Below are 19,962 nucleotides of genomic sequence, written 5' to 3'. Positions count from 1 at the left end.
CCTACGCGAGAGGAGTACCGTCCTGAGACAACGGCACGTACCGCCACGTCGAGAGACCAGTACGTGCCTGTCCCTTTGCATGCTTATCCAAATCATGGACAAGCGTCAGCCGGAGGGAATCGTGAACGGCAGTTCCCAACGCCCTTCCTGCCCGTTGAACCGCGTAATCACCAGCACATACTTCCCAGGCTGAGTCACAGGTGAGGTCACCAGTTGCCACGTGACCTCCCGACCATAGCTCATCGACCCCCACCATGTGGCAAGCGGGAGCCGTTCACCGGTGGTTGCCCGCTCCAAGTAGAAGGCGCGTTCCTCGGAAGGCCCCGTCCCCGCACTCGATTTTCCTTCCCCGAGTCCGGTGCCGGACGGACTGGCGGGTGGACTCGCCTGGAAGTCGCCGGACGCCGTCAGGGTAAACTGCATGGCACTCGGCGACAGGGTCACGCGGGTGAGCCGAATTTCAACGCCGTTGGAGGCCGCGGTGCTGTCGAGCGAGATCGACCGGGTGGAGCCAATCGAGGTTTGCACCCAGTTCAGGTTCCAAGACCCGCCCACATCTTGGAAGTCGGAGGACGTGGCGCCAGCGTTCGAAACAGCTTCCGGGGCCCGCTCCAGCACCGGGATGTGCAGTGTAAACCGCACGCCGAGGGCCAACTTCCAAGGCGCCACCCCGTCGAATTCCAAGTTGCCGGCGTGGGTGTCCAAGTTCCACGTCATGCCTCTCTCGATGTACCGTTGCCCGAATTGATCCGTCAGCACCACGCCGGGACCCGGCACGAGGCTCCCGGAGCCGTCCATCTGTGCTCGGTCCGCATCGATCCTTAGGAAGAGGACCGTGCGCAGTCCGTCCGCATACGCGCCCACCACGTGCACAGAGATGCCCTGATCCTCCGCCGAGACATCCATCGGCTGAATCTGGCCCCGCTTCGCCAACGCCAACATCTTTGCGTCGGATGGCCGTACGACGTATTGCGCTCCCGGCACGGACTTGATGGCCGCGTACGCCTCCTGCTCCCAGTTGGGCGCAAAATAGAAGGCTGTGCGCACCAGACCGAACGCGATCGCGCAAGCGGCAGCCACGCCTCCGCACCGCCGGAGGACCACCCGCGCAAAGGGCCGGCCCGTCCGTACACGACCCGTCTGTACACGACCCGTCCTCACACGAACGGTTGGCCAGCTCACAACATGCTCCTCACGGCGCATCGCACGGTCGGCCATGTGACGAAAGTCGACCCCGCTCACATCCAGCGCGGAGGATGCGAAATACTTGCGCAAAACCGTTTCGGCCTCGGTCAGCGAGCAGTCGTCGCCCCGATGCCTTTTCACTTGGTTCATGGAAACCCCCTCCGCTTCAAGCAAACTCACGGCCACGCACATGCTCCGGTTCGCCGTTGAATCGGGCGTCGTGCGTGCCCGGCGGCCTTGAGCCATCACGATCCATCCGCGGTCCCGTCCCTGGCGGACAAGGACCTTTGCAGTTGCTTGAGCGCCCTGTGAATTCTCGATTTCACAGTGCCCACACGCATCCCCGTGATGTCGGCGATCTCCTGAATCGTGAAATCCTCCCCATACCGCATGGCAAGCAGATGGCGATCCAGCTCCGGCAACGTGGCCAGCCATCCCTCGACATCCAATCTCGCCTCCACCTGGTCATAAGGACCATCCGTCCCACCCACAAACGGATCATGCTCGGAAAGGGTCTCACGGCGTGAGCTCCGCTGCTTTTGATGATGCAGGAATACTCGCCACAGGATTTTGAAGAACCACGCGCGCGGATTCTCGACAATCCTCTCCCGGGACCGCCATGTCCGAAACAGCGCCTCCTGCACAACATCTTCCGCCTGCTGCCGATCGCGCGTCCATCGGTACGCTACCCTCAGCGCCGACGGGCCCACCTGTTCGGCAAAACGAGTGAAACTGCATGGGTCCACAATGGAAGCATGGCTGGATGCATCCTCGTTCACTGGCCGTCCCACGACCTCCCCTCCTTTGCACCCGTGCACCCCTTAAGACCACGTTCTCTGCAAAATGGTTGCATGACCGCACCAACTTGGGCTGGCCACGACGAGTCGTCAAGGTCCAACCTGGGGCTTTCCTACTTCGATCATCCGATGTCCTGGACAAAACCGGCAGGTGTGTTTCTTCTCTGGGACGAAGCATTGCTTCCCTCATTGACGCCAGTGTCCTCCTCTCTAACATGATGGGCTAAACCCTTTCGTTTGGTTTAGAATAAATTAAACATCGTAGAAGGAGCCACACAGATGGACGATACCCTCAACAGGGCCCGGAAACGACTCATGGAAATATCCGCCTGGATGCACGGGTGTCATTGCGGCGTGAAGCAGATGACCAGCACCGCGTCAGGTGTTCCGCATTTTTCCGCACGATTCGCTGTGAAGCGTGTGAGTACACAGGCAGTTCGCTCGTCACAATGAAGCCCACCCACCGCACAGCGAGTCACAACCCGGACGTGAACGGGGGTGAGGAATCATGTTGGCGATCCTTTGGTTGATGACCGCTGCTGTGCTTGTCCTCACGATCCTTGCGGCCTTTGCCATCCCCTCGTGGCCCGTGTTGGCGGTGTTGCTCCTCGCCCTCCTGGCAACCATCGGTTACCGGCTGACGCGCGTCCGGGCCGTGCCCATGGCGGCACTTGCCGGAACCCTGTTCCTTTGCGCTTACGATGTCGTGGTGCTCATCCAGGTGCTACAGACAGCGCGCTGACGCCTGTCCCGGTTCGTACATTCTGCCAAGCCCATGCTGCGTGCATCGTAAAGGAGGCCCGCGAATGCTCCAAACTCGCTTTACAGAATTGGTACAGATTCGCTACCCCATTGTGCAAGCCGGCATGGCAGGCGGGATTACGACGCCAGAACTCGTGGCGGCTGTGTCCAACGCAGGAGGTTTGGGTACAATTGGGGCGGGTTACATGGCTCCGGATGACCTACGAACCGCCATCCGTCAAGTGAAAAGATTGACGAACTGCCCGTTTGCCGTGAATTTGTTTGTCGAAACGGAGACAGTCGCCTCAGACGACGAGATCGCGCAAATGAACCGGTACTTGGACCAAATTCGAGCCCATTTGGGCCTCGGGCCAAGTCCGAAGCTAGACCAATACACCCAGTCCTTTGCGGATCAAATCCAAGTGGTGTTGGACGAGTGTGTGCCGGTGTTCAGCTTCACCTTCGGCATTCCACCGCGAGACGTGATCGCCCAGTTGAAGCAACGAGGCATTGTCGTCATCGGCACGGCGACGACGGTAAACGAAGCCATCGAACTGGAAGCGGCAGGAGTGGATGCCGTCGTGGCCCAAGGCAGTGAAGCAGGCGGCCACCGTGGCACGTTCCTGTCGGACGTGTCGCGCTCCCTGATAGGTACCATGGCGCTCGTGCCGCAAGTCGTGGACCATGTGTCCGTCCCCGTCATCGCCTCCGGCGGCATCATGGACGGCAGGGGGTTGATAGCCTGTTTCGCCCTAGGGGCCTCTGCTGTGCAGATGGGCACCGCCTTCCTTGCGTGTCCGGAAAGCGGTGCGCACGCACTTTACAAGCAACGGGTTCTCAACAGCACAGAGGATGCAACCGAAATCACTTGGGCGTACTCCGGGAAGGCTGCGCGGGGGATCCGGACGCAGTTCATGGAACGGATGAAGGGATACCCCGGGAACATCCCGCCTTACCCGGTTCAGAATGCATTAACGCAGGACATCCGCAGGGCGGCTGCAAAGCAGAACAACCCCGAGTATATGTCCCTGTGGGCAGGACAGGGACTACGTTTGGCCACGCGCCGTTCAGCCGCGGCGGTCATACGGGACACCGTCGAACAAGGCCTGGTTGCGCTCCACCAAATGACGTCTTTCAAACGTTAGTCCGGTGCATCTGGACTGCTCCATGCATAACGGTTCTCTCGTCGTCATTGCGCGGGCACAAACGATCGTCGCCAACGAGCGCACTGAAGGCGCACAAAACGCGAATGACGCGGATTTCATCGGAACTCGAAAGTCCGGAAACCCGCGTCATTCTTGGGTTTTTCGTGGAGCCACCTGTCGGATTCGAACCGACGACCTGCTCATTACGAGTGAGCCGCTCTACCCCTGAGCCAAGGTGGCGCATGGTAGCGGCGAGTGGATTCGAACCACTGACACCACGGGTATGAACCGTGTGCTCTGACCAACTGAGCTACGCCGCCACGCTTGGCGGAGAGAGAGGGATTCGAACCCTCGAGACGGGTTAAAACCGCCTACACGATTTCCAGTCGTGCTCCTTCGACCACTCGGACATCTCTCCGAATGCGTCGCGCGACTTTTGCCCGTGCGGTCTTATCCTCCACCTGACCACACGTGCGACGGTGTTTATCATAGCATGAACCATGGGCCGATCGCAATAGGTTCGACACCATTTCGGCACGAAATGGTGCATGGAAACAAACCTCATGATTTACATGTTTCACCACACAACATCGCCGCACCTCTTCACGGCCTCGTCCCACCGTCGCACGCAGGCCAACCCGCCATCCGCCGTTCACCAACCGAGCACCCGCGGCAGTTCGAGGACATGCTCCAGGATATAGTCGCTTCCCAGTTGCTCAAACTGGGGGCGCGCCGCTGCACCGTCGAGACCGGTGAGCACCGCGGCGAACCGGCAGCCCATCTTGCGTGCCGCCAATCCGTCCGCGACCGAATCCCCGACGATGAGCACCTTGTCGCCCTCTTCACGCGGCAGCGGCAGTGTGTGCGCCAGCACCACCTCGGGCGCCGGTGACCGAAGATAGCTGCGCAGATACGAATAAGGATGCGGCTTTGACAATGGCGCCGCTTCCGGCCGGGCCATCTCCGCCGCGAGCACGTCGCTCGCCGTCGTGATGCAGACGGGATCGAACCAAGTCCACCATCCCATCTCCGTCAGCGGCACGCGCGTCTCAATCTCCGGCCTGCCCGTCGCGATCCCGACGCGCACCCCGCGGGACTTGAGCCGTTGCAGCAAATCCGCAAACGCGCCGGGATCGACAATGGGGACCTCGTCCGTCAGGAACCCCGGCTTCCCCGGCTGCTTCGTCTCCGCCACGTATGCGTCCCCCAGGTACCACTCCTGAAACGCCTGCTGGCCCACCAGCCACAGTTTTCGCTCATGGTCGAACGGCGTGGCCCCGGGCACCAGCTCCGTAAGCGCCGCCTCCAGCGCGGAAAACAGCTCCGCTTTCGAGCGGCAATCCGCGTACGCCTTTGCGTAGCTCGCGTAATCGATGGTTCCGTCGGTCACGTACGGCGTCGCCAGCTGCCCGATGGCGCGCAGGGCCGCCGCGTCCCATCCGTTGTGCGCCGCCTCGCGCACGGCCGCCGCCACCGCGTCCCGCCCGGCGCGTTCGGCCCACGCCTTGAGCACGCGCAACAGCTGGTGCGCCGTCTGCAGATACACCATGTCCCAGTTGGCGTTGACGCCGCGGTCCTTCATCATCCGCAGCACGATGTCGTCGGCAAACACCTGGCGACGCGCCCTGCGGATGTCTTCTTCCGGCATCGGCACCGCGAACCCGGGTCCGGCATACGCCGGCAGCCCCGCATACTGCGGGCTGTGCAGAAGTTCGAGCACCGTGAGCGCGGAGGCGTCGAAGTACCGTTCCTCGCTCAGCATCACGCCGTCGATGTCAAACAAAATCGTCTCGAACATCCGCACCCATCACCCGTTCTTCCGCGCAAAGTCCCGCATGAACTCCGCCAACCGTTCCGTCGCCTCCAGCGTCACCGCGTTGTAGAGCGAGACGCGGCAGCCGCCGACCGAACGATGCCCGTTGAGACCGACAAATCCGGCATCTTTCGCCGCCGCTAAAAACGCCTGCTCCAACTCCGGCGTGCGCAACCGGAACGTGACGTTCATCCGCGAGCGGCTCCCCGGGTCGGCATAGCCAAGATAGAATCCGTCGCTTTCGTCGATCACGCCGTAGATCCGCGCCGACTTCTCCTCCGCCCGGCGGGCCATCTCCGTGACGCCGCCCTGCGCCTTCACCCACGCCAACACCAAGCCCATCATGTAGATGGAGAACGTGGGCGGCGTGTTGTACAACGACCGGTTCTTCGCGTGCACATCGTAGCGTAACATCTTCGGGATGTCCTTGCGGCACGTCTCGAGCCACGCCTGGCGCGCGATGACGACCGTGACGCCGGACGGCCCAAGGTTCTTTTGCGCACCGGCGTAAATGAGCCCGAACTTCGCCACATCGATGGGCCGGGACAGGATGTCGCTCGACATGTCGGCGACGAGCGGCACCCGTCCTGTGTCCGGGAAACTGCGCCACTGGGTGCCGAAGATGGTGTTGTTCGAAGTGATGTGGAGGTACGCATCCGCCTCGTCCCACTGCAACTCCTCCACAGAGGGCAGGCGCCGGTAGCCATCGTCCTTCGTGCTCGCCGCCACGTGGACCTCCCCCACCACCTTCGCATCCTCGTACGCCTTCTCGGCGAAGTGGCCGGTCAGCACATAGCTCGCCCGCCGGCCTGCGGTGAGGAAGTTGAGCGGCACCATGCCGAATTGCAGGCTCGCCCCGCCCTGCAGGAACAACACCGCGTAGTCGTCCGGGACGGCGAGCAACTCGCGCAACAACGCTTCCGCCCGCTGGTGGATCTCCTCGTACGCCTTGCTGCGGTGGCTCATCTCCATCACCGACATGCCGGCGTCCTTGTAGACCACAAACTCCGCCTGCGCCTGTTCCAGGACCTCCAGCGGCAGTGCCGCCGGCCCAGCACCGAAGTTGTCGACCCGTCTGCGCTCGGTCATCTTCCAGTCGCTCCCTCCGTCCCAGCTCACAGCTCGATGGCGTGCACGCATCAACTCACAGATCGATGGCGCGCACGAAGCGAATGCCCTCCATCTGGCGGATCTGTGCCAGCACGTCCTCCGGCACCTTCCTGTCCACGCTGAGCAGCATCACCGCTTCACCGCCCGTCTCCTTGCGGCCGACCTGCATCCCGGCGATGTTGATGTCCGCGTTGCCGAGCCATGTGCCAATCTTGCCAATCATACCCGGTTTGTCCACGTGACGCGTGAAGAGGATCTTCCCCTGCGGCGGCGCGTCCACCGAGTAACCATCAATCTCGATGATCCGCGGCCCGAACCCGTTGAACAAGGTCCCGGCAATCCGATGCTCGCCGTCCTCCGATCGCACACGCAGCGCCAGGAGGTTGGTGTAGACCTTGCTGCGCGGCTGCTTGGTCTCCCGCACCGACAGGCCCGACTGCTCCGCCAGGTAAGGCGCGTTGACGTAGTTGACCTCATCCCCGTGCCGGTATCCAAGCAGACCCTTGAGCACCGTGCGTGTCACGAACGCCACGTCGTAGTTGGCGAGCTGCCCGCCGTAGGTGATCTCCAAATCGGCGATGCTCCCGTCGACCAACTGGGCGATGAACAGGCCCAGCTGTTCACCGAGCAGCAAATACGGCTCCAGGACCTCCTTTTGCTCCTTGGTCAACGACGGCATGTTCACCGCGTTGCGGAACGGCTCGCCGCGCAGCACCCGCACGACCTCGGCCGCCACATCGATGGCCACGTTTACCTGCGCCTCGTGCGTCGATGCCCCAAGGTGCGGCGTGACCACCACGTTCGGGAACGACAAAAGCGGGTGATCCGCCGGGATGGGCTCCTGCTCGAACACGTCAAGCGCGGCCGCCGCCACCTTGCCGCTCGCCAGCGCTTCGCACAAAGCCTCTTCGTCGATGATGCCGCCGCGCGCGCAGTTGACAATCCGCACACCCTCTTTCATGCGGGCGAACGCATCGCGGTTCAACATGTGGCGCGTCTCCTTGGTGAGCGGCGTGTGCACGGTGATGAAGTCCGCCTCCGCGATGGCCTCCTCGAGCGACTTGCGGATGACACCCAATTCCCGCGCCCGCTCCTCCGTGAGGAACGGGTCGTAGCCAAGGACCCGCATGCCAAACGCCATTGCCCGCTTCGCCACCTCGGTGCCGATGCGGCCCATGCCGAGTACGGCGATGGTCTTGCCGCGCAACTCGACCCCCACAAACGACTTGCGGTCCCACTTGCCGCGGCGAATGGACGCATCCGCCTGGGGGATATAGCGCGCGGAGGCGATCAGCATCGCAAACGTGTGCTCCGCGGCGGCAATGGTGTTGCCGTCCGGTGCATTGACCACCACGACACCTTTGCGCGTGGCCGCGGCGAGATCGATGTTGTCCACGCCGACCCCGGCCCGCCCAATCACACGCAGGCGCTGTGCCGCCTCGATGACACGTTCGGTCACCTGTGTCTGCGAGCGGACGAGCAGTGCGTCGGCGTCCCGGATCTCTTCCATAAGTTCGGGTTCCGACAAGCCTGTCCGCACGACGAGCGAAGCCCCGGGCAACGCCTCGAGCTGCGCGAGGCCGAGCGGAGAAATGTCGTCCGTGACCAAGATCTTCATGGCCTGCGACCTCCTCGCACGTGATGATAACAAAAGAACGCCTGAACGCTCTCACACGCAAGAGGCCCAGGCGGTCGGCACGAAGACACACCGCACTCCCCTGTGGTGACCCACTTCCGCCAGTCATGCGGTGCACACGCGATATCAGCTTGTTCCTTCCTAAAATACCGAACGAACGCGGCCGCGTCAATACGCCGCGGCCGTGTTCGGCCTTGCCTTCTTCCGGAGCCTTCTTCCGGGCGCGGGACTTCTTCCGGGCACGGCGGATACAGGCCGCGTGCGGGGACACACTAACCCCTGTCTGCGTGCGACACCATCCACCAAGGTGGCGAGGAGGGGATGCAAGCGATGAAATGGTGGAAACTCGCATGGACAGCCGCCGTGATGGCCGGACTGACCGCTGGTTGCGCCAACGCCAACCGGGCAGCGTCCGACGTGCAGAACGCGGCCGGCCACACCGCCCGGGCAGCGGGTGATGTGGTGCGCGGCGCGGCCGATGCGGCGGGGGACGTCACGCGCGCGGCAGGAAACGCCATGCAACGGGCAGGGAATGCACTGGAAAACGCGGCCCGCCCGGCGGGCGATGTGGCACAACGGGCAGTCGGCACGGTGCTCGGAGCGTGGTCCTGGGCCGCAGGACCTGTGTCGTCGGTCAGCGTGCGCACCCACCCGGCGACCCAGACCGTGTTTGTCCACATGGTCGCCAACACGAACGCCGCCGGCACCACCGTGCACCAGGTCACGCCGGGAGGTGCGCTGACGCCGCAGATTGGCCGGCGCAACATCGTCCTGCCGCAAGGGTGGACGTTGCATGCCACCCTCACCGGGAACCGGGCTGCAGGCCACAGCCTGATGGTGGTCCCGAACACACCCGCCGTACGCGCCGGTCGCTTGCCGGCCTATGTGGTGGGGCGCGGTGCAGTCGGTGACGTGCAGCGCTTCACTTGGCACGCGCGCACACCTGGCCAATACGCCATCGTGTGCACGACACCCCATCACCGCGGCGAAGTGCTGGTGACGTTCACCGTCTCGCCGACCGCCACCCGCCCCGCGGTCACACCGTGACCGACCGTGCCGAACCACCCCAAGCGACGGCACCCCGGAGACGCTCCCCGGGGTGCCGTTTCGTGCCGTCGCTCAGATCTTCGTTACATTCACAGCCTGCGGACCGCGTTGGCCTTGTTCGACGTCGAACTCGACCTCATCGCCCTCGTTCAACGAACGAAAGCCCGCCATGTTGATGGCCGAGAAGTGGACGAACACGTCCTGTCCGCCGTCGTGCGGCGTGATAAAACCATACCCTTTGTCCGGATTGAACCATTTGACGGTCCCTCTGCGCACCGTCGAACCTCCTCCCGCGCCCTTCCCTTGCACCGCGTCGGGGCGGCGGGGCCAGGGCACCTTTCCGTGGCAGCCGTGCCCGGCTGCGCACCGGTTGTAGTATGGCACGCGCCGCCTGGGGTATTCATCCAACCTGTCCGTTGCGCGTATCCGTTGCGCGAGCCTCACCGCCGCCTGCGCTGGCACCGGTGTGCCCATTCACGCCCGTACACGCGATCCGGCGGGGAGGGGACGGGTCCGGCGAGTGGGTGATGGCGTTATGGCTCGAGGAACGCCGCGTGCAGACGCTGGACCGCCTGTTCGACGCGATCCGCCGGGATGATGCACGAGACCTTGATCTCGGAGGTGCTGACCATCTTGACCGGAATGTCGGCTTCCGCCAGGACGCGGAACATCTCCGCCGCCACGCCCGGATTGCTGATCATCCCCGCACCGACGATGGACACCTTGGCCAAACCTGCTTCCCGCACCAGACCTTGGTACGCCAACTGGTCCTTGAGGCCGCCCAGGATCTCCACCGCGCGCTCGCAGTCCGCCTCCTTGACCGTGAACGACACGTCGACATCGCTCGACTGCACCACGCTCTGGACAATCACGTCGACGTTGATGCCCGCTTGCGCCAGTTCGCCGAACACGCACGCCAATCCGTGCCGATGGAGCGGTACGCCAATCAACGCGATGCGGGCCACCTCCCGCTCGAACGCGATGCCGGTCACCACCTGCCGCTGCTCAAAGCCTGTCGCCGTAGCCACGACCCATGTCCCCTCTTCTTCCACAAAACTCGATTTGACCACCAACCGGACGTTGAACTGCTTCGCCGCCTCCACCGCGCGCGGATGGAGCACTTGCGCGCCGAGGTTCGCCAGTTCGAGCATCTCGTCGTACGAGATCTCGCTGAGCTTGCGCGCATGAGGCACCACACGCGGGTCAGTGGTGAAGACACCGGTGACATCGGTGTAGATCTCGCACAAATCCGCGCCGAGCGCCGCCGCGACCGCCACGGCCGAGGTGTCCGACCCACCCCGGCCCAGGGTCGTCACATCCTCGCCGGCGATGCCCTGAAATCCGGTGATGACCGGGACGACCCCCTGCGCAATGGCCTCCCTGAGCCCGTCCGGCTCGATGCGCACCAAACGGGCCGCTCCGTGCACCGGCTCGGTGTAAATGCGCGCCTGCCAACCGGTGAATGAGCGCGCCTTTACCCCCCGTTTCTGCAACGCCATGGCCAAGAGCGCCGCCGATACCTGTTCTCCGGTCGACAACAGCGCGTCCAGCTCCCGCGGGTCCGGCAGGCGGTCGATGGCGTGCGCCAGCGCGAGCAATTCGTCGGTCGAGTGCCCCATCGCCGAGACCACGACGGCGCACTGGTGGCCCGCCCGCAGCGTGCGGCTGATGATGTCGGCCACCGCCTCTATCCGTTCGATGCTGCCGACCGACGTTCCACCAAACTTCTGCACAACCAGCACGTCGCTTCTCTCCTGCTCTCTTCCATATGGTTTGATCTCTCTATCGAGTTCGGTCTCTCTATCCACGCTCCGCACAGCCGTACGAGGGACACGAGCCCCGTTGTCCAACGCATCTATGATAGCGGAGTTCCCGGAGTGTGAAAAGACCCAAGGGGCGCGGCTTGCTCCGTCCGCCCGCAGGGACGGGATTTACTCGCCCAACACAGCCTTCGCCATGTTCAACTGCGCCAGCACCGCCTCGCGGCCCGTGCCGCCGCGGGATGTCCGCGCGTCCACCACCCGCTCCAACGCGACGGCCTCGTAGATGTCGGGTGCGAACCGATCCGACGCCGCCTGATAGACCTCAAACGGTAACCCCGCCAGGTTTGTCCCGCGCCGGATGGCCTCGAGCACCAGCCGCCCGACCACCGCGTGCGCCTCCCGGAACGGCACCCCTTTGCGCGCCAGGTAATCGGCCACGTCGGTGGCGTTGGAGAAGTCGCGCGCGAACGCCTCCGCCAACCGGTCCTCCCGCACCCGCATCGTCCGCACCATCCCGGCGAACAGCGTGAGCGCCGGCAACAGGGTGTCGATGGTGTCGAACACCCCTTCCTTATCTTCCTGCAGGTCCTTGTTGTACGCGAGCGGCAGGCCCTTGAGCACCGTCAGCAGGCCGATGAGATGCCCGTACACGCGCCCCGTCTTGCCGCGCACCAACTCCGCCACGTCCGGGTTTTTCTTCTGCGGCATCATGCTCGATCCGGTGCAGTACGCGTCCGCCAGTTCGATGAACGAAAACTCCTCGCTCGTCCAGAGGATGAACTCCTCCGCCAACCGTGACAAATGCATCATCAGGATGCTCGCCGCGGCGAGGAATTCGATCAGATAATCGCGGTCGGAGACCGCATCGAGCGAGTTCTCGTACAGCGAGGCGAAGCCCAGTTCCTCCGCCACCTGCACCCGGTCGATGGGAAACGTCGTCCCCGCCAGCGCACCGGCGCCGAGCGGCATCATGTCCGTCCGGCGCAACGTGTCCGCGAAGCGGGCGTGATCGCGCTCGAGCATCCAAAAGTATGCCAACAGGTGGTGGGCCAAGCGCACCGGCTGCGCGCGTTGCAGATGGGTGTACCCCGGGATGATGACGTCAAGGTGCCGTTCCGCCGCTTCGACGAGCGCCGCCTGCAGTTCCCGGACCTTGGCCATGACCTCGGCGATGGCCTGCTTCATGTACAGGTGCATGTCGAGCGCGACCTGGTCGTTGCGGCTGCGCGCGGTGTGCAGCTTGCCCGCGACCGGTCCGATCCGCTCGTGGAGCAGCCGCTCGACGTTCATATGGATGTCCTCGTCCTCGACGCGGAACGACACCCGGCCCGCCTCGATGTCTTGGAGCAACGCCTGCAACCCGGAGACGAGGGCGTCCGCTTCCGCCGCATCGAGGATGCCCTGGCGGCCGAGCATGCGGGCATGGGCGATGGAGCCCCGGATGTCGACCGCCGCCAAGCGCTGATCAAAACGAATGGAGGAGGTGTACTCCTCCACCAGCTTGTCTGTGTCCTGTTGAAAACGTCCGCCCCACAGCTTCATGCCTTCGCATCCCCACCGCTCGCCACAGCTGCGTCTGCAGACAGAACCGACACGTGCTGCCCTGACAACGGCTCGCTTCGGACACCCGCAGCACCGTGCAAGCCCGCGTGGACGGTCGTCGGCATGCCCCACAACGTGATGAATCCCACCGCCGCCTGGTGATCGAACGCATCGCCCGCCGAATACGTGGCGAGATCGTGACGATAGAGGGAGTTCTCGGAGCGGCGGCCCACCACCTGGAAGTGGCCTTTGAACAGCTTCACGCGCACCTTGCCGGTGACATATCGCTGCGTCTCCTCGATGAACGCGTCGAGCGCCTGCTTGAGCGGCGAAAACCACAGGCCGTTGTAGATGAGCTTGCTGTATTCGAGCTCGATGCCCATCTTGAACTGCGCCACTTCCCGCGTGAGGGTGAGCGCCTCCAGCTCCTTGTGGGCGTGGACCAACACCACCGCCGCCGGCGCCTCGTACACTTCGCGCGACTTGATGCCGACGAGGCGGTTCTCGACGTGATCGATCCGCCCGACGCCGTGCGCCCCGGCGATCCGGTTGAGCTGCGCGATGAGCTGCGACAGCGGCATCTGCTCGCCGTTCAACGCGACCGGTACCCCGGAGATAAACTCAATCTCCACGTACTCCGGCTCATCCGGCGCCTTCTCGGGGTTCTTCGTCCACTCGAACGCGTCCTCCGGCGCCTCCGCCCACGGGTCCTCGAGCACGCCCGCCTCGATGGCGCGGCCCCACAGGTTCGCGTCGATGCTGTACGGGCTGTCGGCCGTCACCGGCACCGGGATGCGGTGTTCCTTCGCATAGGCGATCTCCTCATCCCGCGTGAAGCCCCATTCCCGCACCGGCGCGATGACCTTGAGCGACGGATTCAGCGCCTTGACCGAGACGTCAAACCGCACCTGGTCGTTGCCCTTGCCGGTGCAGCCGTGCGCCACCGCCACCGCGCCTTCCGCCGCCGCCACATCGACCAGCAGCTGCGAGATGAGCGGACGCGACAAGGCCGAGGCAAGCGGGTACTTGCCTTCGTACAACGCGTTGGCCTTGAGCGCCGGCAGGATGAAGTCGCGCGCGAACCGCTCCACCGCGTCAATCCGGTACGATTTCACGGCCCCGACCTGGATGGCCTTCTTCTGCACGAAGTCGAGGTCCTTCCCCTCGCCGACGTCGACGCACATCGCGATCACGTCGTACCCGTACCTCTCCTTCAGCCACGCGATGGCCACCGACGTGTCGAGGCCCCCCGAGTACGCCAAGACGAGCTTTTCCGCCATATTCAGCTCTCCTCTCCAAACGCGCCCGCATCCGCCATCAGCGCGGCCAGGATGGCCTTCTGCGCGTGCAGGCGATTCTCCGCCTCGTCGAACACGACCGAGTGCGGGCCGTCGATGATCTCCGCCGCCACCTCTTCACCGCGGTGGGCGGGCAGGCAGTGCATGAAGATGTAGTCCGCTTTCGCATACGCGCACAGCGCCTCGTTGACTTGGTACGGCGCAAACACCCGTTTGCGCTCCTCCGCTTCCGCCTCGTCGCCCATGCTCGCCCACACGTCCGTGTAGACCACGTCCGCCCCTTCGATGGCGCGCACCGGATCGGTCGTGACGAGCACCTGCGTCCGGTTCTGGACCGCCCACTTCTTCGCCTGCTCCACGATGTCCGGTGCGGGCAGGTAGCCGGCAGGCGACGCGACGCGGATGTTCATCCCGAGCTTGGGCGCCAGTTGCAACCACGAGTTGGCCATGTTGTTGCCGTCGCCGATGTAAGCCACCGTGATGCCTTTGAGGGTTCCCTTCTTCTCCCAAATCGTGAGCGCGTCCGCCATCACCTGGCACGGATGGTGCTCATCCGTCAGCCCGTTGATGACCGGCACCGTCGCGTGTTCCGCGAACTCCTGGACAATATGGTGGCCGAAGGTGCGGATCATCACCGCGTCCACGTAACGAGAGAGCACCTTCGCCGTATCGGCGATGGGTTCGCCACGGCCCATCTGGGTGGAGCCGCTCGGCAGGTAGAGCGCGTGCCCGCCCAACTGCAGCATCCCGACCTCGAACGATACCCGGGTGCGGGTCGACGCCTTCTCAAAAATCATGCCGAGCGTCTTCCCGGCCAACACCGCGTGGGCAAAGCCGCTCTTCTGCGCTTCCTTCATCACCGCCGCCAGACGGAGCAGCGCCTCCAACTGCTCACCCGTGTAGTCCGTAAAATCGAGGAAGTCCTTGCCCCGCATCGTCTGATGCGCCGCCATCAGGGCGTTCTGCAGGCGGACGGAGAGGTAGCCCTCTCCCAACGGCACAATCACGGCGTTGCCCCGCCCGACGTAACCGACCGTGCTGCACACCGTCACCGTACATTCTCCTCTCCGGCGTGTCTCCGCATCCAAGTTCCGGCCGCTGCCAGACTGCGTGACCGAATCAGGCTCCTTCTCGAATGATTATACATCGATATGTATATTTATCAAGATCACGGCTACGGCCAAACGCTGGCAGCCAAGCATGGAAAGGGGCGAGCCGCACAGGCTCGCCCTGCCGCAACACGCCGGACTCACTCGGTGGCGATGTCCTGATCCGTGATGCCTTCGCCCGGACGGACCATCAGGAAGTGCTGAGCCGGGTCGTCGATGAGCGGCTGGAGCTTGTCGGCCGCCTCGTTCTGGCCGCTGCGGCGCAGCTCCTTCTGGTACGCGTCGAGCAGCTCCTGCACATCGCGCACCCCTTGCTCATCGAGCATCGTCAGCGACACCTTGGCACCCTTGGCAATCCGGCGCCGCAGCGCCTTCTCGGTCAGGCCGACCGACGGGTCATGGCGCAGGTAGACGGAACCGCCCGTCATGCCGGAGCAGATCCAGGGGCCCGGGTCGCCCAGCACCACAGCCCGGCCGGCGGTCATGTACTCGAATGCGAAGCCCTTCACATTGGACCGGGCGCCAATCCAGCCGAGGCTGTCGTCGAGGTGGCCCTCCACCTCGCCGCCGATGACCACGTCCGCACCCGAGAGGCGGATGCCGGCGCGGGCGTCCGCGTTGCCCTGGATGATGAACAGGCCGCGCTGTGCGCCGTACGCCAAACCCTTGCCGACCGAACCGCCGCGCCAGATGCCGTCCGGTCCCTTGTGCTTGAGCACCACAATCTTGCCGCCGAACGCGCCCTTGCCGACGCCGTCCTGCGCACCCCCGTGGGCGATGGAGTACATGCCCGCGGTGTGGTACGCGGCAAAGCCGTTGCCCGCCACATGGCGGTAGACGTGCACCACGCGCTCGTCACCCTGCACGCCCTTGCGAACCCGCTCGCCGCTGTCGCGCGTGCCGAGTGCCCGCGGCACACCCCGCACTTCGACCGGCTCCCCGGTCACACCCGCAGCACCCTGCACCAATTGCAGGCCGGGATCGACCGCCACCGGGCCGGCGACATCGGTGCCGACCGCCATGGCCAGGGTGGCCGCCACCGCGGTTTCGGCCGCCTGCTCCTCTTCGAACGTGCGGTATACGATGCGCGTCCCGCGACCGATGTACCGCTGCTCGTACTGCGTCAACCAGGAGAGGTCCACCCGGTCGAGCCCGAGCAGTTGCTCGAGCAGGTCGCGCCGGCCGACCAAATCCTGCGTGCGGGTCGCGCCAAGGCGCGCGGTCAAGCGGCGGACGTCCTCCCCGATGCTGCCGAAGAAGCGGACCAGGTGCTCCACGGCGAGATCGAACTCGCGCAGCTCGAACACCTTGAGGCCCTTCGCGATGGCCTCCTCCTTGTGCTCCATCTGGGTCGCGATCCCGACGTGGCACGTGTCCTTGTGGCAGGCGCGGCACGACGTGCAGCCGATGGCCACCATCGCCATGGTCCCGAAACCGACGCGGTTGGCGCCGAGCAGGATGGCCTTCATCACGTCGAGGCCCGACTTCATGCCGCCGTCCGCCCAGATCTCGGCATAGTCGCGCAGGCCCGCCTCGCAAAGGGCGTCGTGCGCCAACTTCACGCCGATTTCCATCGGCAGGCCGACGTGGCGCAGGGCGTGCGCGCGCGCCGCGCCCGTGCCGCCGTCGAATCCGCTCAGGTTGACGATGTCGGCGCCCGCCTTCACGATGCCGACGGAAATGGTTCCGATGTTGGGCACCACCGGCACCTTGACGGCGATCTTGGCCAACGGGTTGATTTCCCGCAGCTCGTAGATCACCTGCGCCAAGTCCTCAATCGAGTAGATGTCGTGGTTGTTCGACGGCGAGATGAGGTCGGTGCCGGGCGTCGCGTTGCGCGCCTGCGCCACCTTGACCGTCACCTTGGAACCCGGGAGGTGTCCGCCCTCGCCCGGCTTCGCCCCTTGGCCAATCTTGATTTCGAGCACATACGCGCCGTTGCACAGCTCCGCATTGACGCCAAAGCGCCCGGACGCCACCTGCCGGCCGCGGTTGCGCGGATAGCGGGTCAACAGGTCCTTGATCTCGCCGCCCTCGCCGTTGAGGCCGACGATGTTCAAGCGGTACGCTGCCTCCGCGTACGCGCGGTACGCGATCTCGTTCTGCGACCCGAACGACATCGAACTGATGACGATGGGGTACTGGTGGATGTCCACCGACGTATCCACCGCCTCCGGCTCGACACGGCTCTGATCCGGGAACCGGATGTCGAGCAAGTGGCGCAGGTTGATGGGGTTCTCCCGCTCCAGCTCATGCAGCTTTTGGGCGAAGGTGTCGTACGCCGCCGTACCTTGCGCCACATCGCCCGCAACCTTCCAGATGCGCGGATACAGATGGTAGCTGCGCTGGCGCTTGAGCTTGCGCTCCTCCGGCGTGTCGTAGATCTCCTGCCGCTCGTGCGCCTCGCGCTCCATGTCGGAAAAGCCGTACCCGACCTGGTCCGCGCCGCAGAAGTTGGGCACGCCCAAGATGTCCGCTATCGGATTGGCAAGGCCGATGGCGGAGAAAAGCCGCTCGTATCCGCGCAGTTCATGGATGCCGATGGTCGAGATGACCTTCTCGATCCCCTTGCACAGCGCGCTGTAGAGGTTCTCCACCGCCTGGATGCTGCCCTTGCTCGCCGCCACCTCCCACATGAGGTATGGCACGACGGCGTCGGCACCAAGGCCGATGGCCACCATGATGTCATGCAGGTTGCGCAGGCCGCCGCTGCGCAGCACCAGGCTCGTGCGCCGGCGCAGGTGCTCGCCGCCCTGGCTCGAGGCCGGCCGCTGCAGGGCCTTGTGCACCGCGGCCACGGCGAGGAACGGATCGACGTGCGCACCGCGGATGAACGTCAGGCGGTCGTCGAGCACGATGACGTTCGCCCCGGCTTGCACCGCCTCGAGCGCCTCGCGGCGGAACCGCTCGAGCGCATGCTCCACCGACTCCCCGCCTTCGCGATGGATGAGGATCTCCACCGTGCCGTACGGGCTGGTGTGCAACGCCGCCAGCGCGTCCTCCAGGCAGAGCGTGCCGTGGCGGTGCGCAAGCGCCTGGATGTCCTCGCGCGAGATCCCGGTCTCCTCCGGCAACTCCTCAAAGAGCAGCGGCGACTGCAATTCGATGCGCGGCGCTTCCTTGTACAACCCCGAGATGGACGGGCGCCGCCCGAGCACCGTGCGTGTGCTGAAGTGCTCAATCTCGCGCTCCCGGTCGATGGCCGGGTTGGTCACGACGGCAACCGTCTCCTGCAAGAAGTCCGACAAAAGGCGCAGCGACGGATCGAGCGCCGCCAACGGGCCGTCGTACCCGAGCGAACGGATGGGCTCGGCGCCCGTCTGCGCCTCGAACTCGAGCATCTTGTAGTCGTCTTCCCGCCATCCGAACGCGGCTGCCCGGATGGCGAGCGGCTTGTGGTCCCGCTCCGGGTGTGCCACGACCTCGCGCTGTTCGGAGAACGGCCCCGCGAAGTGGATGTTCTTGCCCTCGCCGGCGAACTGGAACCGCTGGCTGATCCGCTCCAGCACCACGCGCTGCAGCTCCGGGTAGCTGTAAAGGCGCACGCCGTTTGGCTCCATGACGACGCCGATTTTCTCACCCGGCGACAGCGGCTTGGGATCAGCCACCCACAGGTCGGCCGGCACGATGCCCTGCTCAGAGCTGAAGCAGTACGCGTCCTTGGTCTCCACCAGCCACATCGGGCGCAACCCGAGCGCGTCGACCGAGTACACCGCCTCGTTGCCGAACCGCATCATGATGGCCGCCGGGCCCTGGCTGAAAGGACCCCACAGCGAGCGCAGGAACATGTACATGTCCGACAACTCGGGCGCCATCTGCTTGATCTCGTTGATGATGGGCGGGAAGAACAGCTCCGCCGCTTCAAACAGCGTCCAGCCACGCTCCGCCGTCAGCGCGTGCAGGGCCCCGTTGACCATCTGCGAATCGCTGAAGCCAGGGTCGAGATCGACACCTATCATCCCTGCCTCGGCGAAGAAGCGCGTGATGGTGTTGATCTCTCCGTTGTGGCCGAGGAGGTTGAACGGCTGCACGCGCGAGAACGACGTCGCCGTGTTCGTCGAATAGCGCGTATGCGCCAAGACGAAGACCGACACGCAATCAGGATCCCGCAAGTCCGGGTAAAACCGCCACAGCGTGTCCCCGTCGCCGACCACCTTATATACGACGACCGTGCGGCTGATGGACGCCACGTGCACCCCGGCGCGCTTCTCCAGCGCCACCGCCAAGCGGTACAGCGGCGCATCGGACGGCTCCGGCGCCAAACCGGCCACCTGGACGAACACCGGATTCTCCCGGCGCGCCAGCGGCCCCAGGGCGTCCCCGTCCACTTGGTCGATCCGTTCCATCAAGATGTTGCATCCTGCATCGGCCAGTTGCTGGCGCACGGCAGCCATCGCGTCGTCAAACGACGCGCGCTGGACGAGCAGATGGGCGACGAAAAACCGCGCATCGTCCACCGCGTCCGCACGCCCCGGCTCCGCGAGCCATCGCCGCCACAACGGCCGCGGGATGTCGAGCAACAGGCCGCACCCGTCACCCTCGTTCAGGACGTACCCGGCCCGGTGACGCAGGGCCTTGAGCGCTTCGACACCCGCCCGAACCGTTTTGTGACTCGGCACCCCCGTCTTTTCGATGCGGGAGAAGATCCCGCAAGCGTCGTGTTCGCGGACGAACTGCGTCGTGAAGGCGTTCAAGTCCAACTACGTCACTTCCTTTCTTTCGATGTCGTCGCAGCGGTGGGCACGAGCCATCCCGTATCCGTACACGAAAAAATAT

Annotated in this window: 14 protein-coding genes, 3 tRNA genes and 1 riboswitch; of the genes, 3 read left to right on the top strand and 14 right to left on the bottom strand. The window is 64.6% G+C overall.

Annotated features, from left to right (window positions below):
• Positions 1-105 precede the first annotated feature (105 nt).
• A complete protein-coding gene (locus tag IEX97_RS05505; protein WP_188881610.1) occupies positions 106-1,080 on the bottom strand; it encodes a DUF4179 domain-containing protein in 975 nt (324 codons plus the stop codon).
• Between the two features lie 350 nt (positions 1,081-1,430).
• Positions 1,431-1,976: an RNA polymerase sigma factor gene (locus IEX97_RS05500; protein ID WP_188881609.1), complete on the bottom strand. Its 546-nt coding sequence runs from the start codon at positions 1,974-1,976 to the stop codon at positions 1,431-1,433.
• A 514-nt stretch (positions 1,977-2,490) separates the two neighbouring features.
• On the opposite strand from IEX97_RS05500, the gene IEX97_RS05495 reads away from it, so the two are divergent.
• Positions 2,491-2,724: a hypothetical protein gene (locus IEX97_RS05495; protein ID WP_188881608.1), complete on the top strand. Its 234-nt coding sequence runs from the start codon at positions 2,491-2,493 to the stop codon at positions 2,722-2,724.
• Positions 2,725-2,788: 64 nt separating this feature from the next.
• Entirely contained in the window at positions 2,789-3,868 is a 1,080-nt protein-coding gene (locus IEX97_RS05490; RefSeq protein WP_188881607.1) for an NAD(P)H-dependent flavin oxidoreductase, read from the top strand.
• A gap of 165 nt (positions 3,869-4,033) precedes the next feature.
• Here IEX97_RS05490 and IEX97_RS05485 read toward each other — a convergent pair.
• The 6 genes from IEX97_RS05485 to serA form a co-directional block, all read right to left on the bottom strand.
• Positions 4,034-4,108 (bottom strand) — tRNA-Thr (locus tag IEX97_RS05485).
• 3 nt (positions 4,109-4,111) lie between these two features.
• Positions 4,112-4,188: transfer RNA gene (locus IEX97_RS05480), tRNA-Met, on the bottom strand.
• A gap of 5 nt (positions 4,189-4,193) precedes the next feature.
• A tRNA-Ser gene (locus IEX97_RS05475) sits at positions 4,194-4,286 on the bottom strand.
• Between the two features lie 234 nt (positions 4,287-4,520).
• A complete protein-coding gene (locus tag IEX97_RS05470; protein ID WP_188881606.1) occupies positions 4,521-5,666 on the bottom strand; it encodes an HAD family hydrolase in 1,146 nt (381 codons plus the stop codon).
• A 9-nt stretch (positions 5,667-5,675) separates the two neighbouring features.
• The gene (gene serC, locus IEX97_RS05465; RefSeq protein ID WP_188881605.1) at positions 5,676-6,770 is read right to left on the bottom strand and encodes a 3-phosphoserine/phosphohydroxythreonine transaminase; all 1,095 of its coding nucleotides are present in this window, start codon (positions 6,768-6,770) and stop codon (positions 5,676-5,678) included.
• Between the two features lie 55 nt (positions 6,771-6,825).
• Entirely contained in the window at positions 6,826-8,409 is a 1,584-nt protein-coding gene (gene serA, locus IEX97_RS05460; RefSeq protein WP_188881604.1) for a phosphoglycerate dehydrogenase, read from the bottom strand.
• Between the two features lie 57 nt (positions 8,410-8,466).
• Positions 8,467-8,546, bottom strand: a riboswitch (ZMP/ZTP riboswitch).
• Positions 8,547-8,757: 211 nt separating this feature from the next.
• Between serA and IEX97_RS05455 the strand changes: the two genes are divergently transcribed.
• The gene (locus tag IEX97_RS05455) at positions 8,758-9,474 is read left to right on the top strand and encodes a cupredoxin domain-containing protein (protein ID WP_188881603.1); all 717 of its coding nucleotides are present in this window, start codon (positions 8,758-8,760) and stop codon (positions 9,472-9,474) included.
• Positions 9,475-9,546: 72 nt separating this feature from the next.
• Here IEX97_RS05455 and cspE read toward each other — a convergent pair whose 3' ends face one another.
• The 6 genes from cspE to IEX97_RS05425 form a co-directional block, all read right to left on the bottom strand.
• The gene (gene cspE / locus IEX97_RS05450; RefSeq protein WP_188881602.1) at positions 9,547-9,750 is read right to left on the bottom strand and encodes a transcription antiterminator/RNA stability regulator CspE; all 204 of its coding nucleotides are present in this window, start codon (positions 9,748-9,750) and stop codon (positions 9,547-9,549) included.
• A gap of 257 nt (positions 9,751-10,007) precedes the next feature.
• The gene (locus tag IEX97_RS05445; RefSeq protein ID WP_188881601.1) at positions 10,008-11,216 is read right to left on the bottom strand and encodes an aspartate kinase; all 1,209 of its coding nucleotides are present in this window, start codon (positions 11,214-11,216) and stop codon (positions 10,008-10,010) included.
• A gap of 189 nt (positions 11,217-11,405) precedes the next feature.
• A complete protein-coding gene (gene argH, locus IEX97_RS05440) occupies positions 11,406-12,779 on the bottom strand; it encodes an argininosuccinate lyase (RefSeq protein ID WP_188881600.1) in 1,374 nt (457 codons plus the stop codon).
• A complete protein-coding gene (locus IEX97_RS05435; protein ID WP_188881599.1) occupies positions 12,776-14,059 on the bottom strand; it encodes an argininosuccinate synthase in 1,284 nt (427 codons plus the stop codon). The genes argH and IEX97_RS05435 overlap by 4 nt, the downstream gene beginning before the upstream one ends.
• Positions 14,060-14,061: 2 nt before the next feature.
• A complete protein-coding gene (gene argF / locus IEX97_RS05430) occupies positions 14,062-15,030 on the bottom strand; it encodes an ornithine carbamoyltransferase (RefSeq protein WP_188881626.1) in 969 nt (322 codons plus the stop codon).
• A 296-nt stretch (positions 15,031-15,326) separates the two neighbouring features.
• On the bottom strand, positions 15,327-19,886 hold the full coding sequence (locus IEX97_RS05425; RefSeq protein ID WP_188881597.1) for a glutamate synthase-related protein: 4,560 nt from the start codon (positions 19,884-19,886) through the stop codon (positions 15,327-15,329).
• Positions 19,887-19,962: the final 76 nt, after the last annotated feature.

The sequence above is a fragment of the Paenalicyclobacillus cellulosilyticus genome (assembly GCF_014647315.1).
Lineage (GTDB): Bacteria > Bacillota > Bacilli > Alicyclobacillales > Alicyclobacillaceae > Alicyclobacillus_J > Alicyclobacillus_J cellulosilyticus.
This window is presented reverse-complemented; position numbering and strand designations above follow the sequence as displayed.